Here is a 16522-nt window from a genome sequence, read left to right on the forward strand (position 1 = left end):
GTAGCCTCTCGCAGAGAGCGTCATTACGAATTAATATCCGCCTTCTTCTTCGTATTCTGGCTGTCTTTCCTTGACTTTCTTGGGAATATTCACGGGCTTCGGCGCATCTTCCCAAGCATCGCCCTCTACGTCGTCATAATCATCGTATTCGTCAACGTATGGCTTACTATAGGGCTGGGCTTCATATTTTAGCGGCTGAGGTTGTTGATACCTGTCGCTGCCTGTTGCCTCGCTCCAGTTATCTTCTTCCTCGTCTTCTTCGTATTGAATAGATTCATACTGCCGCGCCTTCATTACCTGACGCTGTGGCCTTTCCTCTTCCACATAGTCTTCATTCCATTCCTCTTCCCGCGCTACGGGTTCGGGGGCGCGAACTCTCTGCTTGGGTGGCTGCAATGGCATTCCAGCCGGCAGTTGATTGCCAGGCGGAGCTTGGCGCGGTGGAGTATAGCCGTATTCTTCTTCTTCATCTCGCTCCCACGGTGCTTTGCCGATACCCAGGCGCTCTAGTAAACCAACTGTCAACTGGTTTACTCGTTCTTCGGCTCCCTCAAACACAATCAACCGATTGGGGCCAGTGCTGACAATTTCATCTACTGAGAACTCGTAAGTACTCAGAAATTGATCGGGAATTTGGGGGAATCCTAAAGAAGCAATGACTATGGAGTTAAGCTTCCCGGTTTCGGCGTTGAACTTGAAGCCCCGAACTTTGCCTAATACTTCACCTGTTTCTGTAATTACTTCCCAGCTAATCAGATTACTGAGAGATTCAACTTCGATATCTTCAATTACATCTTCGTTATCAACCAGGATGACATCACCAATCTGGTTGATGTTGTTGAGGTACATATAGCGCGGTATGCCCGAAATGGAGATCAGGCTGTCTCGCAAACCAAGAGCCACAACCTCTCGTTGATCAATATCAACCCAGATTTGACTGACGATGCCTAGCCGCTTGCCATTGTCGCCGGTAATCACCTGAGTATTTAATATGTCGGAACGCCTAATTATCTGTTCAGAGGTCATTCTATACCGAGTCCTGATCTCGAATCCGGTTTAACGCATCGGTGCGACTTATTCTTGGAACCCTTCTCTAAACCTCTCCCCCACAGGGACAGAGGCTTTGATTTTCGCTCCCCAAACTTTTTAGGGAAGGGGTTGGCGGTTAGGTTTGAGAGAAAGTCGCACATTACGTGGTTTATCTATACACTATTATTAACAAAAACTCAAGCAGATGTATTGGATGATTGTAACTTAATCCCCAAAACTTGAGTGTAAGCTCCTCGTGCTTGAGTAACGCCAATTGTGCGTTCGGCTGATTCTATCATCGGACGGCGCAAACTCACAACTATAAATTGCGCTTGTTGTGACTGTTGTTTAATCATTCTAGCTAATCGTTCTACGTTTGCTCCATCTAAGAACATATCTACTTCGTCAAAGGCGTAAAATGGCGATGGGCGGTAGCGTTGCAGGGCAAAGATAAAGCTCAAAGCGGTGAGTGATTTTTCTCCCCCAGACATGGAAGCTAGACGCTGTACAGGTTTGCCTTTGGGGTGCGCGACTAAATTCAGTCCACTGCTAAAGGGATCTTCGGGATTTTCGAGTTGTAAATAGCCGTCGCCGTCTGAAAGAATCGCAAAAATCGATTGAAAGTTTTCGTTAACAGCATCGAAAGCTTCTTTAAAGGCAAGTTGCCGCAATGTGGTAAAATTTTCAATCCGCAAAAGTAATTCGGTGCGTTCCCCTTCTAGTGTCTGTAATTTTTGCGTGAGTTCCTGGAGGCGGTTTTGGGTGCGTTCGTATTCTTCCAAGGCCAGCATATTCACAGGTTCCATTGCCTGTAAGCGTTTGGTAAGCGATCGCAATTCTTTCTGCAACTCCTCCAAATCTACCTGATCTGGAACTTCCGGCAAGGGATTTGGTAATTCTGCTCCCACATCCCGCAACTGACTTTGCAATGCAACTAGTTCCTCTCGCCGCTTCTGTTGGGTTTCTTGGAGTTTTTCGATTTCCCATTGCAATTGTTGTTGGCGCAAAAGATGCGATCGCACTTCTAGTTCTGTAGCGTCGCGTTTTTGTTTCTCTTCTCCTAAATTTTGTTCCAGAAGACTGAGGTTGGCGCGGGTTTGGGTGATTTGGTTGTCTATCGTTGTGATTTGGGTGGAGACGCGATTCATCGCGTCTCTACAAGAGATTTGTTGGGTTTCGTATTCGGTGATTCGCGTTTCTGCTTCTTGGATTTTTTCTTGCAAACGTTGTTGCTGATTTTCTAAATTTTTTAATCTTTGTTCAGCTTCCCGTAATGCTGTCTCCCGTTGTCGCAATTGTTGCTCTTGAATTTTAATTTCCGCCTGAATTTGTTGCCATTCGCTAGGAGTTTGGGAAGCTTCCAACAAGAATAAATCATGTCGCAATTGTTGCAACTGATTTTCTTGTCCAGGTAATTCCCGCTCTAAGATTTCTAATCGGGATTGAGCTGTGGCTAACTTTACGCTGTTTTGGGCGAGTTGCGATCGCGTCCCCTCTAATTGCGCTGTTAAACTTTTAATATCTTTCTGCAACTGTTCCCTTTGCAACTGCTGTTCGCGCCGCGCCTGACGCGATTCTGTGAGTTCTTGGGTGAGTTTTTTGGTTCTGGTTGACAAAGTAGCGATCGCTTCAGTACAACGCTCTAAAACCCGCTCAATGTCTACCAAGCGACTTTTTAAAGCGATCGCTTCATCAGATTCCGCCGCTTCCGCATTCCCAAACCGTAACGCTGAACGTTGGGTGTTACTACCACCAGTCATTGCACCGCTAGTTTCTAGAAGTTCCCCGTCTAAGGTGACGATGCGATACAGCCCTAAGTTTTTCCGCGCCGCCTCAAGGTTGGCAAATACCACCGTGTTACCGAAAACATAGCTAAATACATCTTTATAACGGCGATCGCAATCGACTAAGTTAACAGCATAGTTAATGAAACCGTTAGCAAAACGTAACGTTGCATCTTGAGTAAATTTGGGAGCGTGAATTTTATTCAGTGGTAAAAAAGTTGCCCTCCCTGCACGCTTCTGCTTGAGCAATTCAATCCCTGCTGCGGCGATGCTGTCATCTTCTACCACAATATGTCCCAAACGTCCACCGGCAGCCATTTCTAAAGCTAGCTGATGGCGCGGTTCAACCTTTCCCAACTGCACAACTAAGCCACAAAGTCCAGGCATTGCCGATTGTAAAATGACTTTACTCGCTTGGGTTCCTTGGACTTCTTGCTGTGCTTGCGCTTGCGCCTCTATTTTATCCAACTGGCGTTGTTTTTCCCGTTGTTCTAGCAAAAGGCGCTTTTGGGTTTCCTGTTGGATTTGCAATTCTTGTTCTGTGGCTGAGAGATTTTGGGCTAAATTTTGGATGGGTTCGCTAGAGGTGTTAAATTCCGTTTCAATTTGATTACACTCAGTTTGTTTTTCTGCTAAAAGGGGTTCGTCGCGTTCAATTAACTGAGTTTGCTCTTGGATAAGCTGCTGTAACTGGCGATCGCGTTCCCGGAGTTGTGCTTGTTCTGTGCGTTGTGGTTCCAGAGTTTGCAGCAGAGTTTCAATTTGACGGTTGAATGCAGTTTGTTGCTGCACCCACGCTTCCGAAGCCGAGGCGATTTCTGCGGCGGCTTCGCGGGAGGTTTCTAGAGCTTGCTGGGCTTCATCTCTTTGCTGCTGTAGAGACGTTACATGTAACGTCTCTACAATTTGTTGTTGTGCGGCTTCTTCTAAGGAATGACGGTGTTTTTGAATCTCTTGCTGAGTTTGAGTTAGACGTTTGGCAGTTTCTTGAGAAGCTGTTTCTAATTCTGTTAGCTGACGCTGGAGTTGTTTACGTTCTGCTTCTTGGGTGGCGAGGGTAGATTGTACTGCCAAAAGTTCATCTTCTCCCAATGCTTTTACATGGGCATTGAGTTGTTCGAGTTCAGCCGTTTTTTGGACGATTTCAGAATTTAGGTTTGTGAGTTGGGTAGTGAGTTCAGTAAAATTGCGATCGCCACTTTGAATTTCGTGAACTAACTTTTCTTGTTGTGTTTGTAGCGATCGCCATGATAAAACAGCTTCCCAGGATTGTTTAGCTACAAATTCCGTGCGAAGCTTTTGATATTTCTCAGCTTTAGCACGATCTTGGGAAAGGCGATCGCGCTGTGCAGTTAATTCCGTCTCGATAATCCGACAGCTATCTTCTTTTTCCTTCACCTCATCTAAAGTTGATTTGGCTTGGATAATCTTGCGATCGAACGCCGCCACCCCTGCCAATTCATCAATAATTTCCCGACGTTCCCGCGTATTCATCGAGATAATGCTGGTGACATCCCCTTGCAGTACCACGTTGTAGCCTTCAGGATAAACCCGCAGGTTACTTAGTTGCCCATGCAATTCTGTCAACGTGCAAGCTTCACCATTGATATAGTAATTCGATGTGTAAGTCCCTTGGTGAGTAACTCGCAGCCTTCTAGTAACACTCCATTCAGCTGGGGAGTGGGGAGTAGGGAGTGGGGAGTGGGAATTCTCCTGATCTTCCTCACTTTGCGCCTTTGCGTCTTTGTGTGAGATTTCATCTGACAAATCAAACGTTACCGTGACGCTAGCCTCAATAGAAGCGCGTCCTTTAGCCGTTTGGGTGTTATTTACTAAATCTGGGAGGCGATCGGCTCGCATTCCCTTAGAACTGGAGAGTCCCAGGCAAAATAGCAGCGCATCTAAGATATTAGATTTACCCGAACCATTTGGCCCAGATATGACAGTACACCCCGGTAGCAAAGGGACTGAGGTAGTGCCACCGAAGGATTTGAAGTTCGTAAGTTCCACGCGCTTGATATGCACCATAGGCGCTGGTTCACTGGGCTAATGAAAAACAAGTGTATCAACTAATTAAAAATTGGCAAGAGGGTAGGGGGGAGAATTAACGATTATCGAACCGCAGAGGCGCAGAGAACGCAGAGGGGGGAAGGAGAATTCTGTTTCAGAGAAAAGCACAATACTGCTAGATATAGCACGAGCATGAGATTTAACAGCAACTAGATCAACTGATTCCAGTCTTATTTTAGATAACTAACTGGAAAACTTATTCAACAATTTGGCGATCGCTATCAATTTATTACTATTGATTGCAAGAATATTTTACAAGTATGTAAGATGATTTTAGCGGTAGATCAATAATCAGCTAAATTATGCAACTAGAAGATTACTTCGACTTTCAGCGTCCTGATGATATTCGACTCAAAGGTACAAGAGTAGGAATTGAAACTATACTCTATGATTTTATCCACCGCGCTCGAACTCCAGAAGAAATTGCCAACACTTATACATCACTAACACTAGAACAAGTTTACGCGACTATTCTTTATTACTTGCACAATAAAGAAGCTGTAAGCGCCTATATAGCTGATTGGTTGGAGTGGAGTCACAGAATGCAGGAAGAACAGCGACGCAATCCGCCGCCAGTTGTAATCAAATTGAGGAAAATGATAGCTGAAAGAGATGCAATAAAAAAAACACAGGATAATGACTCTCAAATATCTGCTGGATGAAAATGTTGCCCCTCTTTATCAGGTTCAACTCAAACCACAAAAACGCGATTTAGTTGTTTGGGTAGTTGGTGATCCTGGTACTCCTCCTAAAAGTACATTAGACCCAGAAATATTATGCTGGTGTGAGGAACACAACTTTCTTTTGGTAACAAATAACCGCAAATCTATGCCTGTACATTTAGCTGAACATATCGCGCAAGACCGTAATATACCAGGTATTTTTATTTTGAATGATAAATTAACAATTGGTCAGACTGTTAATGAATTAATTTTAATTGCTCAAGCATCTTTTAATGATGAATATCAAAACCAAATTCTTCACTTACCACTGCTTCAATAGCGATAATACTTATAATCTTGTATAGTTATTCTTATAAAGGTTATAAAGGAGTAAATTGATGCCTACTACTTTAAACCCAAGCAATCTCAGACTTAAAGATGTTCAAAGCCTTCTGAAATTGACAGAACAGTTAAATGACTCATTTACATGATTGCTATCATTAGAAAATATCACAGAATTTGAGCAACAAGAATTACAGGTTATCCGTAATATATTCCGTGAATACTACTCAGAGGGTAAAATCTCCGAAGGACAAATAAAATTTCTATTTCTCGCACCATTAATGAAATTAGCTGGTTTTTATCATTCTAGTATTAAGATTACCTTAGAAGAAAATATTGCTAACATTTCCGTTGAAGATGAAGATACGAATATCAAAGGACGGATGGATATTTTAGGTGTTAGTAAGACTCAAGAAAGAATAGTAACTACGCTTTGGATACTAGTGATTGAATCTAAAAATAGTAGTTTTAATGCTTTGGAAGGCTTGCCACAATTGCTTACCTATACATACAAAAGTCTAGAAAATCAAACATCAGTTTGGGGTGTGACTACCAACGGAATGGATTACCAGTTTGTTTATCTACAGCAAGGAAATCCTCCAATTTATCAATTATTGCCAAAACTAGATATAACTCGCTCTGAATCTTCAATCGAATTGTTGCAAGTATTCAAATCAATATGTCAGTTGTAGTTCAACTATCTCCGAATTGAGTACTTGAAGCATTCGCCCTTGGCGTTGGCAAAGCGATCGCTATCAGTTTATTACCATTTATTGCAAGAGTATTTTACCTTAATCTTCAGTATTACTACGCAGAATTAAAAATTATATTGAATTTTATTATAATTATTTGTACTAAATTTAATTTTTAATTTAAAACTAGTACGAACTCCAAAGAAATTCAAGTTTTTATTGTCAAATAATATGATTAACATGATATTTTTGAATGAGGATAAAAAAAAGATATATAGCAAAATTAATTACTCAGTAAATTCTGAAGAATAAATTAATATTTAGTAGATATTTCGAGTCATAATTTTTGCTAAAAAACAGCCATAATTGATACAAGTTAAATTTTGCAAAAAATGATATTCATTACAACTTAAAAAAAAAATAATAGGGACAATGGGGGCAGAAGAAAAACCTGTTAATTTGCGCTCGGAGACGAATAATGGTAGCGATCGCAGAGAACGTTCAGCATCGGTTAACTATACAAACTGTAGAAATTGCCCCTAACACAACAGCGATTCGCTCTCTTGATTGGGATCGCGATCGCTTCGATATCGAATTCGGACTGCAAAACGGCACAACCTACAATTCATATCTAATTAGGGGCGAACAAACAGTTTTGATTGATACTTCTCACCAGAAGTTTCGCGATCTGTATTTAGAGACTCTAAAAGGTCTTGTCAACCCCAAAACAATTGATTACATAATTGTCAGCCACACAGAGCCAGACCATAGCGGCTTGGTGGAAGATGTCCTGCAATTAGCTCCTAGAGCAACCGTTTTAGCCTCAAAAGTTGCGCTTCAGTTTTTGGAAGGCTTAGTACACGATCCATTTTCTAAGCGAGTTGTAAAAACCGGCGATCGCATAGATATAGGTAAAGGACACGAAATGGAATTCGTGAGTGCGCCTAACCTGCACTGGCCGGATACAATCTTTAGCTTTGACCGCAAAACCCAAATTCTCTACACCTGTGATGCTTTTGGGATGCATTTTTGTGACGATCGCACCTTCGACGAAAATTTAGAAGCGATCGAAGCTGACTTTAGATTTTACTACGACTGCTTGATGGGCCCTAACGCTCGTTCGCTGCTGAATGCGATGAAGCGGATGGGTGATCTTGGGAAGATTAATATTATCGCCAACGGTCACGGCCCATTATTATACCACCATTTAGATGTTCTAACCGGGTGCTACGAAAATTGGAGCCAAAAACAAGCTAAAGCAGAAACAACAGTTGGCTTGTTTTTTGTCTCAGAATATGGGTATGGTGAACGCCTTGGTCACGCAATTGCCGAAGGTATACTGAAAACTGGCATTGGGGTAGAAGTACTGGATCTGAGTACTGCTGAGAGCCAAGAAATTCAAGAACTAGCCGGGAGAGCAGCTGGGATCATTATTGGTATGCCCCCGACTACTTCCGCCGCCGCCCAAGCTAGTATCAGTTCGGTGCTAGCTGTCGCCAAGAACAAGCAATTTATTGGGCTGTTTGAATGTTACGGTGGGGATGATGAACCCATTGATACACTCCGCAGACAATTTCTTGACTCTGGCATCAAAGAAGCTTTCCCACCGATTCGGATTAAAGAGGCTCCCACCGCATCTACATTCCAGTTGTGTGAAGAAGCGGGTAAAGATATCGGACAATTGCTGGTGCGCGATCGCAACATCAAGCAAATCAAGTCCCTTGATGTCAACATGGAAAAGGCATTAGGTCGGATTAGCAGTGGACTATATATAGTCACCACTAAAAAAGATAATCTCTCAAGTGCAATGCTGGCATCCTGGGTAACGCAAGCGAGTTTGCAACCCTTAGGATTGACAATTGCCGTTGCGAAAGACCGCGCCATTGATTCCTTAATGCAAGTAGGCGATCGCTTCGTCCTCAACGTTTTGGAAGAAGGCAATTATCAAGAACTCAAAAAGCACTTCCTGAAGCGCTTGCATCCTGGTGCTGACCGCTTTGCTGGGGTGAAAACTCAAACCGCGAAAAACGGTTCCCCAATTCTAACTGATGCTCTGGCATACATAGAATGTGAAATACAGAGCAGCATGGAATGCAGCGATCACTGGATTTTATACTGCACCGTCCAAGAAGGTCGTGTCTCCAAAAACGATGGATTGACAGCCGTTCGCCATCGCAAAGTAGGTAATTACTACTAAGGAATGGGCATGGGGCATGGGGCATAGGGCATGGGGTTATTTTCCCTGTCTCCCTCATCTCCCTCAATGCCCAATGCCCAATTCCCAATTCCCAATGCCCAATGCCCAATGCCCAATTCCCCAATTTTAAACAGCTATGACCAATTCCAAGCCACGCGACGTACAAGTTCTACCAATTGCTACAAATACTAAGGCGATCAGAGCACGTAGTTGGTCACGTCTGCGGTTTGAAATTGAATACGCACTTGAAAGAGGTACTACCTCCAATTGCTATTTAATTGAAGCTGATAAAACCGCGCTTATTGATCCACCGCCAGAAAGCTTTACCGAAATTTATTTAGAGGCATTGCGGCAGACTTTAGATTTGCAACATTTGGATTATATAATCCTGGGTCATTTTAGTCCGAATCGAGTTGCAACCCTGAAAGCAATTTTAGAACTAGCACCACAGGTAACTTTTGTCTGTTCTCTTCCCGGTGCGAACAATTTGCGTGCTGCTTTCCTAGATCATGATTTGAAAGTTTTGGTGATGCGGGGGAAAGAAACTCTGGATTTAGGCAAGGGTCATGTTTTGAAATTCTTGCCTACTCCCAGTCCACGTTGGCCGGAAGGACTTTGTACCTACGATCAGCAAACCCAAATTCTCTACACAGATAAGTTATTTGCAACTCATCTCTGTGGTGATGAAGTGTTTGATGATAACTGGGAAGCGCTTAAAGAAGACCAGCGTTATTACTTTAACTGCCTGATGGCTCCCCAAATTCCTCATGTGCAAGCAGCTTTGGAGAAAATATCAGATTTGCAGGTGAGAATGTATGCTGTGGGTCACGGGCCCTTGGTACGCACCGGCTTAATCGAACTCACCAAAGCTTATGCAGAGTGGAGCCGTTCTCACAACGATCGCGAGATTTCTGTTGCCCTACTTTATGCTTCAGCTTACGGGAATACAGCGACTTTAGCACAAGCGATCGCTCTGGGATTAACTAAAGGTGGAGTTGCAGTCAAATCGATTAACTGCGAATTTGCTACCCCTGATGAAGTTCGCATCAACCTAGCACAGTCTGAGGGTTTTATCATTGGTTCTCCTACCATCGGTGGTCATGCACCAACTCCCATTCATACTGCTTTAGGTATTGTGCTATCAAGCGGTGACAACAGCAAACTCGCTGGGGTTTTTGGTTCTTATGGCTGGAGTGGCGAAGCATTTGACTTAATCGAAGGTAAACTCCGCGATGCTGGATATCGCTTTGGCTTTGACACGCTGAAGGTGAAGTTTAAACCTGATGATGTCACTCTCAAATTTTGTGAAGAACTCGGTACAGACTTTGCCCAAGCACTGAAAAAGGCTAAAAAGGTACGCGTACCACAACAAGCCGCTACTCCAGTGGAACAGGCTGTCGGTCGGATCGTTGGTTCCGTCTGCGTAGTGACAGCGAAACTTGGAGAAGTGTCTACCGGAATGTTAGGCGCTTGGGTTTCTCAAGCCACCTTCAACCCACCTGGACTAACTGTTGCGATCGCCAAAGACCGAGCGATCGAATCTTTGATGTATCCAGGCGGTAAGTTTGCCTTAAATATTCTACCTGAAGGCAATCATCAAGATTACATGAAGCATTTCCGTAAATCTTTCGCGCCTGGGGAAGACCGATTTGCCAACTTTAGTACAGCAGTTGCGGATAACGGCTGTGCCGTCCTTACCGACGCTTTGGCATATCTGGAATGCTCAGTCAAGGAACGTATGGAATGTGGCGATCACTGGGTTGTGTATGCAACTGTGGATGAAGGTAAATTACTCAAGCCTGATGCTGTTACTGCCATCAACCATCGCAAAACTGGCACTCATTATTAATATAGTGAGAAATCCGGGTTAAGCAGCGGACTTATACCAATTCACGAAAATCCTGATACACATAGATTTTTCGTAGGGGTTTAGCATTGCTAAACCCTTACCCACGTATTTGTATCATTATTACAGTGAAATGGTATTAGTACAGTTTTGCATAAAAACGTAGCGTTTCTAATGTAGGGGAACGCATTGGCATTGCAGAGCATTGCATTGGCATTGCAGGGTATTGCATTGGCATTGCAGGGTATTGCATTGGCATTGCAGAGTATTGCATTGGCATTGCAGAGTATTGCATTGGCATTGCAGAGTATTGCATTGCCATTGCAGAGTATTGCATTGCCATTGCAGAGTATTTCATTGCAATACTGCGTAGGTTTTGAGTCGATCCCCCCAACCCCCCTTTTTAAGGGGGGCTAAAAATGCCTTATTTTTCCCCCTTTTTAAGGGGGACTAAGGGGGATCTCAAATAACTATGCACCAAAACCGGAGCAGTATTGTATTTCATTGGCATTGCAGGGTATTGCCAAATTTAATTATGGGATGGGCAAGATGCCCATCCCAGTTTTTTTTGTCAATACCTAAATCTTGATTTTCTGGGCAGATTATTGTAATCTTCCCAAAACCCCAAGGCTCTCAACGTTTAATAATTTTGCGGTTTAAGCAATTTGTGTATTACTAAAGGGAACAATAGAGAATAAATGCTTTTACATTAATCATTAATGTTTAACCGCGCAACGGCTCTCACCTTATCAGAACTGAAGTTTGCGATCGCCCGTGATCCCCTGATAGTTAAACCGGATACGACGGTGATGGACGCGATCGCCCAAATGATCAGCGTGCGGGCTAAATATAATACCACTAAAACTGCGGATGGGCAACTGGAGCAACTCTATCTAGAGGCACAATCAAACTGCCTGTTGGTAGTGGAAGACGGACGTTTGCTAGGTATTTTCACAGAGGGGGACGTGGTGCGCCTGATTGCCCAGCAGCGTTCTCTGGAGAATCTAGCGATTCGGGGGGTGATGGTACATCCTGTGATCACGCTGCATGAGTCTGCTTTTAGCGATTTATTTTTTGCGATTAATCTGCTCCAGCAGCATCAGATTCGCTATTTACCCATCCTGGATGAGCAAGATCGCCTGGCGGGGCTGGTGACTGATGAAAGCCTACGGCAAATCTCCCGCCCGATAGATATTTTGGGGTTACGGCTGGTGTCTGAGGTGATGACGAGTCAGGTGATTTGCGCCACGCCGGATAGTTCCATGCTAGCGATCGCTCAACTGATGGTAAAATACGGGGTTAGTTCGGTGATGATTGTGCAAACTAGCAGCCAAGCTGAACCCCTGCAAATTCCGGTGGGGATTGTTACCGAGCGAGATATTGTCCAGTTTCAGGGATTGGGTTTGAACCTAGAAACCTCTCTGGCAACCGCCCAATTGCAGCGTCAAATCGCAAACAATGCACTACATCGCTTGAATCAGGAGTTGGAAGGGAGGGTAAAACAACGGACTCAAGAACTCCAAGCGCGAGAGGCTCAACTGCGCGATCTCTTCGACAACGCCACCGATTTGATCCAAAGCGTTTCGCCCGACGGTCGGATTTTATTTGTGAATCGGGCATGGAAAGAAACCTTGGGATACAACGATGCCGACCTGGAGCATTTGTCCATTTTCCAAATTATCCATCCCGATGACCTTGGGCATTTCCAGACAGCGATCCAAAGCCTATTTACTGGCGCACTCAGTTTAGATATCGAAATCAGATTCCTGACCAAAGATGGCAGAGAAATCAGCGTCGAGGGGAATATCAATTGTCAGTTTCAAGATGAACAGCCGATCGCCACGCGGGGAATCTTTCGGGACATTACCCAGCGCAAACAATCTGAAGCGCAACTCCATAAACTATCGCAGCGCCTCACCTTGTCCTTCAAATCTGGGGGGATCGGCTGTTGGGACTGGGACATTGTAGAAAACACCATCCTTTGGGATGAGCGGATGTACGAACTGTATGGGTTCACCAAACCATCTGATTCCGATGTCGTCTACGACATTTGGGCAAACAGGCTACATCACGATGACCGCACCCCCGCCGAAGCATTGATCCAGCAAGCCGTTTTAGGACAGGCAGAATACGATACCGAGTTTCGGGTCGTGCATCCCGATGGAAGTATTCACTTTATTAAAGCCTATGGGGTGGTGGTGCGAGATGCTCAGGGCAATCCCCAGAGCATGATTGGGGTCAACTTTAATATTAGCGATGTCTACGACGAGCTTCGCTTACGCAAACAAGCCGAGAAAACCATTCGCCAACAGGTCGAACGAGAACAACTGCTGCGAGAAATCACCCAGAAGATTCGTCAATCCCTAGACCTCCAGACCATTTTCGACATCGCTTGTCAGGAAATCCGCTCAGTGATTCAGGCCGATCGGGTGGCTATTTTCAAATTTTATCCCGAATCCAACTTTGATGAGGGCGAATTTGTGGCTGAATCAGCCGTAGAAGGGTTTTCCTCAGTGGTGGCGATTCGAGTACACGACCACTGCTTTGGCGAAAACTATTCATCCCTCTATGCCTTGGGTAGGTCTTATGTTGTCGATGATATTTATAACGGTGGGATGACAAGCTGCCACACTGACATCCTGGCTCAGTTTCAGGTGCGTGCCAATCTGATTATGCCCTTCCTCTGCGGTAATAAGTTGTGGGGCTTGCTGTGCATCCATCAATGTGCAACAGCCCGCCACTGGCAGCAGTCTGAAATTGACTTTACCCAACAACTTGCCAACCAGTTAGCGATCGCCATTCAACAAGCGAATCTCTACGAGCAAATCCAGTCGGAACTGTTGGTGCGGCAGCAAGCCGAAGGGAGAATTGCCCTGGAATTGCGACGACAACACGCATTGGGGGCAATTATCCAAAAAATTCGCCAGTCGCTAGATATCAATGAGATCCTGGCAACGGTGACTCAGCAGGTGAAAGACGTGATGCACAGCGATCGCGTCATCGTCTTCCGGGTCTTTGCTGACGGCAGAAGTCAAATTGTGGAAGAAGCCTTATCTGGTGAGTTCCCCTCCCTGAAAGACCGCCACTGGGATAACGAAATGTGGTCTCCAGAAATCCTCGATTGCTACTGGCAGGGCAAACCCCGGATTGTCCCCGATGTGATGAATGATATTTGGACGGATTGCCTAGTGGAATACTCCATCGTTGGTCAAATCCAGTCCAAAATTGTCGCACCGATTTTACAAGACGTGCGAGGCAGCGAAACCCATCGCTGGGTTGCCCCGTGGGAAACTAACAAGCTCTGGGGGGTTTTGGTTGTCCATGCCTGCCAAGAAAAACGAGTCTGGAAAGACTCTGAAGCGCAACTCCTGCAACAAATTGCCAACCAATTGGCGATCGCGATTCAGCAAGCGAGTCTTTTTGAGCAATTACAGCAAGAACTCGCAAAAGGACAGCAGGCAGAGGCAAAGTTAACCGAGAGCAATCAAGAACTCGCCCGCGCCACCCGCCTCAAGGACGAATTTCTGGCGAACATGAGCCACGAACTTCGCACCCCCCTCAACGCCATTTTGGGCATGACCGAAGGGCTACAAGAGGAAGTCTTTGGCATCGTCAACGAGCGACAACTCAAAGCCTTGCAAACCATTGAGGGTAGCGGCTCTCATTTGCTGGAGTTGATCAACGACATCCTCGATGTGGCAACAATTGAAGCCGGACAGATTAAACTGGACTGCACCTCAGCTTCAGTGGCTGATCTGTGTCAATCCAGTCTGGCGTTTATCAAACAGCAGGCATTCCAAAAACGGATTAAGGTTGAAATCAAACTTCAGCTGAATCTACCTGACCTGCTCGTGGATCAACGCCGTATTCGGCAAGTGTTAATTAACCTGCTTAACAATGCGGTCAAATTTACCTCAGAGGGGGGACGCATTATCCTAGAAGTTGCTCAACTTTCCCCCGACATCGCCACTACCGATTCCTTTGGGCAACACTTTTTGCGAATTGCCGTGAACGATACAGGCATCGGCATCTCGCCAGAGAATATCAAACAACTATTTCAGCCCTTCGTCCAAATCGATAGCGCCCTGAACCGTCAATATCCGGGTACAGGCTTGGGATTGGCATTGGTGAAGCGAATTGTCGAACTCCACGGCGGTAGGGTGGGGCTAACCAGTCAACTGGATGTGGGCAGTTGCTTCACGATTGAGTTACCGTGTACTCCCGGTTCTCCCTTCTCGCCGGAATTGACGGCAGATAATCAACCCTCTGCTACTCTCAAACTGGATTTCCCTCCTGCCAATGAAACCGCAAGCCTTGCCCCCCTGATCTTGCTAGCAGAAGATAACCAAGCCAATATCAGTACAGTTTCTAGCTACCTCGGTGCTAAGGGCTATCGCATTCTGTTAGCAACAAATGGTCAAGAAGCAATCGACCTGGCCACAACTCACCAGCCTGACTTGATTTTGATGGATATCCAAATGTCGGGAATGGACGGTCTAGAGGCAATGAGACAGATTCGCCTCAATCCTAACTTGATTGATATTCCCATCCTTGCGTTGACGGCGTTAGCGATGACGGGCGATCGCGATCGCTGTTTAGAAGCAGGAGCCAACGAGTACCTAACTAAACCCGTGAAACTCAAGCAACTGGCCACCACGATTCAACAGCTTTTAGTTGCAACAAAGGCTAACAAATGAATATGCCCTCTATTTTAGTAGTTGACGATCAACCCAATAACTTTGATGTGATTGAAACCCTCTTAAGTAAGCAAAATTATCTGCTGCACTACTCTGCCAGTGGTCAAGAGGCGATCGCATCCCTCAACTTATTTCAGCCAGATGTGATTTTGCTAGACCTAATGATGCCGGGAATGGATGGGATAGAAGTTTGCCAGCAAATTAAAGCTATGCCGCAATGGCAGCCAGTTCCGATCATCATGGTGACGGCTCTCACCGCCAAAGAAGACCTGGCTCGCTGCCTAAAATCAGGTGCAGACGACTTCATTAGTAAACCCGTCAATGCTGTCGAATTGCGGGCACGCATTCATTCAATGCTGAGGATTAAGCAACAGTACGACAACATCCAAACTTTAGCGAATATCCAAGTAAGTACCATCAAAGTCTTGGAAAGCACACTCAATGAACTGCGCGGCAACTTGGTTTCTAGTTTACCCCATGAACTCAATACACCACTAAATGGCATTGTCGGAACCATCAGCCTACTGATCGAAGATATTGACAACATGGATTCTGCCGAAATCCGTGAACTTTTAGGCATGGCAGATCAATCCGTCCGTCGCCTAGAAAAATTAACCAAACAATTCTTGATCTATTTAGAACTAGAGTTATCAACACACCAGCAGCAAAACATCGAACCTCAGTCAACTCACTTTTCAATGGCAGCGATTGAAGCGGCTTTGCAATCTCATACTCAAAGTGTTGATCGCAGCAACGATTTCATCTTTGCAATTGAAGAGGCTGATGTGTCAATATCGGATCGATATCTAGGGATTATCCTCCATGAATTAGTTAGTAATGCGCTCAAATTCTCCCAGACTGGGACAGCAATTAAGATCAGTAGTCAGGTGGTAGCAGGAATGCTAAATGTCTCCGTCCATGATTTCGGACGGGGCATGACAGAAGAACAGATATCTAAAATCGGTGCTTTCATGCAGTTTGAACGCAAAACCTACGAACAGCAGGGCACAGGCATGGGCTTAAAGCTTGTCCAAAAAATCGTTGAACGTTGTGGTGGGCAGTTCTCAATCTCAAGTGTCTATCAGCAGGAAACAACGGTACATATTGGAATGGCACGCTTAAAAAGCCGAAACACCTGTGATTTAAGCAGTTTGCAATTGCTAACATAATTCATACCGGGGTTTATTTCAGTATTAAAACGGA

10 protein-coding genes are annotated in these 16522 nt (G+C 44.9%); 7 read left to right on the top strand and 3 right to left on the bottom strand.

What is annotated here, in order from left to right; translation table 11 throughout:
• Positions 1-30: 30 nt before the first annotated feature.
• Positions 31-1026 carry a PRC-barrel domain-containing protein gene (locus HWQ23_RS09480; RefSeq protein ID WP_292826876.1) on the bottom strand — a complete coding sequence of 332 codons (996 nt, stop codon included), beginning with the start codon at positions 1024-1026 and terminating at the stop codon, positions 31-33.
• A gap of 200 nt (positions 1027-1226) precedes the next feature.
• The gene (smc, locus tag HWQ23_RS09485) at positions 1227-4841 is read right to left on the bottom strand and encodes a chromosome segregation protein SMC (RefSeq protein WP_292826879.1); all 3615 of its coding nucleotides are present in this window, start codon (positions 4839-4841) and stop codon (positions 1227-1229) included.
• 344 nt (positions 4842-5185) lie between these two features.
• Here smc and HWQ23_RS09490 point away from each other — a divergent pair, with 344 nt between their 5' ends.
• The 5 genes from HWQ23_RS09490 to HWQ23_RS09510 all read left to right on the top strand — a co-directional run bounded on the left by HWQ23_RS09490 (position 5186) and on the right by HWQ23_RS09510 (position 10625).
• A complete protein-coding gene (locus tag HWQ23_RS09490) occupies positions 5186-5545 on the top strand; it encodes a DUF433 domain-containing protein (RefSeq protein WP_292826882.1) in 360 nt (119 codons plus the stop codon).
• The gene (locus HWQ23_RS09495; RefSeq protein ID WP_292826885.1) at positions 5520-5885 is read left to right on the top strand and encodes a DUF5615 family PIN-like protein; all 366 of its coding nucleotides are present in this window, start codon (positions 5520-5522) and stop codon (positions 5883-5885) included. Before HWQ23_RS09490 ends, HWQ23_RS09495 begins: the two co-directional genes overlap by 26 nt.
• A 151-nt stretch (positions 5886-6036) precedes the next feature.
• On the top strand, positions 6037-6579 hold the full coding sequence (locus tag HWQ23_RS09500) for a restriction endonuclease subunit R (RefSeq protein WP_365740884.1): 543 nt from the start codon (positions 6037-6039) through the stop codon (positions 6577-6579).
• Between the two features lie 478 nt (positions 6580-7057).
• Complete coding sequence (locus tag HWQ23_RS09505; protein WP_292826888.1) at positions 7058-8776, top strand: diflavin flavoprotein; 1719 nt, start codon at positions 7058-7060, stop codon at positions 8774-8776.
• Positions 8777-8912: 136 nt separating this feature from the next.
• Positions 8913-10625, top strand: coding sequence for a diflavin flavoprotein (locus HWQ23_RS09510; protein ID WP_292826891.1), 1713 nt, complete (start codon positions 8913-8915; stop codon positions 10623-10625).
• Between the two features lie 136 nt (positions 10626-10761).
• Here HWQ23_RS09510 and HWQ23_RS09515 read toward each other — a convergent pair whose 3' ends face one another.
• Positions 10762-10980: a hypothetical protein gene (locus HWQ23_RS09515; protein ID WP_292826894.1), complete on the bottom strand. Its 219-nt coding sequence runs from the start codon at positions 10978-10980 to the stop codon at positions 10762-10764.
• A 361-nt stretch (positions 10981-11341) separates the two neighbouring features.
• Between HWQ23_RS09515 and HWQ23_RS09520 the strand changes: the two genes are divergently transcribed.
• Both HWQ23_RS09520 and HWQ23_RS09525 read left to right on the top strand, forming a co-directional pair.
• Positions 11342-15319 carry a GAF domain-containing protein gene (locus HWQ23_RS09520; RefSeq protein ID WP_292826896.1) on the top strand — a complete coding sequence of 1326 codons (3978 nt, stop codon included), beginning with the start codon at positions 11342-11344 and terminating at the stop codon, positions 15317-15319.
• The gene (locus HWQ23_RS09525; protein ID WP_375466470.1) at positions 15316-16488 is read left to right on the top strand and encodes a hybrid sensor histidine kinase/response regulator; all 1173 of its coding nucleotides are present in this window, start codon (positions 15316-15318) and stop codon (positions 16486-16488) included. Before HWQ23_RS09520 ends, HWQ23_RS09525 begins: the two co-directional genes overlap by 4 nt.
• Positions 16489-16522: the final 34 nt, after the last annotated feature.

The organism is Nostoc sp. JL33, from assembly GCF_017114985.1.
GTDB lineage: Bacteria > Cyanobacteriota > Cyanobacteriia > Cyanobacteriales > Nostocaceae > Nostoc.

Coding starts and splice junctions, on each gene's coding strand:
- HWQ23_RS09480 (WP_292826876.1), bottom strand. CDS start 1,026: ATGACCTCTGAACAGATAATTAGGCGTTCCGACATATTAAATACTCAG.
- smc (WP_292826879.1), bottom strand. CDS start 4,841: ATGGTGCATATCAAGCGCGTGGAACTTACGAACTTCAAATCCTTCGGT.
- HWQ23_RS09490 (WP_292826882.1), top strand. CDS start 5,186: ATGCAACTAGAAGATTACTTCGACTTTCAGCGTCCTGATGATATTCGA.
- HWQ23_RS09495 (WP_292826885.1), top strand. CDS start 5,520: ATGACTCTCAAATATCTGCTGGATGAAAATGTTGCCCCTCTTTATCAG.
- HWQ23_RS09505 (WP_292826888.1), top strand. CDS start 7,058: ATGGTAGCGATCGCAGAGAACGTTCAGCATCGGTTAACTATACAAACT.
- HWQ23_RS09510 (WP_292826891.1), top strand. CDS start 8,913: ATGACCAATTCCAAGCCACGCGACGTACAAGTTCTACCAATTGCTACA.
- HWQ23_RS09515 (WP_292826894.1), bottom strand. CDS start 10,980: ATGAAATACTCTGCAATGGCAATGCAATACTCTGCAATGGCAATGCAA.
- HWQ23_RS09520 (WP_292826896.1), top strand. CDS start 11,342: ATGTTTAACCGCGCAACGGCTCTCACCTTATCAGAACTGAAGTTTGCG.
- HWQ23_RS09525 (WP_375466470.1), top strand. CDS start 15,316: ATGAATATGCCCTCTATTTTAGTAGTTGACGATCAACCCAATAACTTT.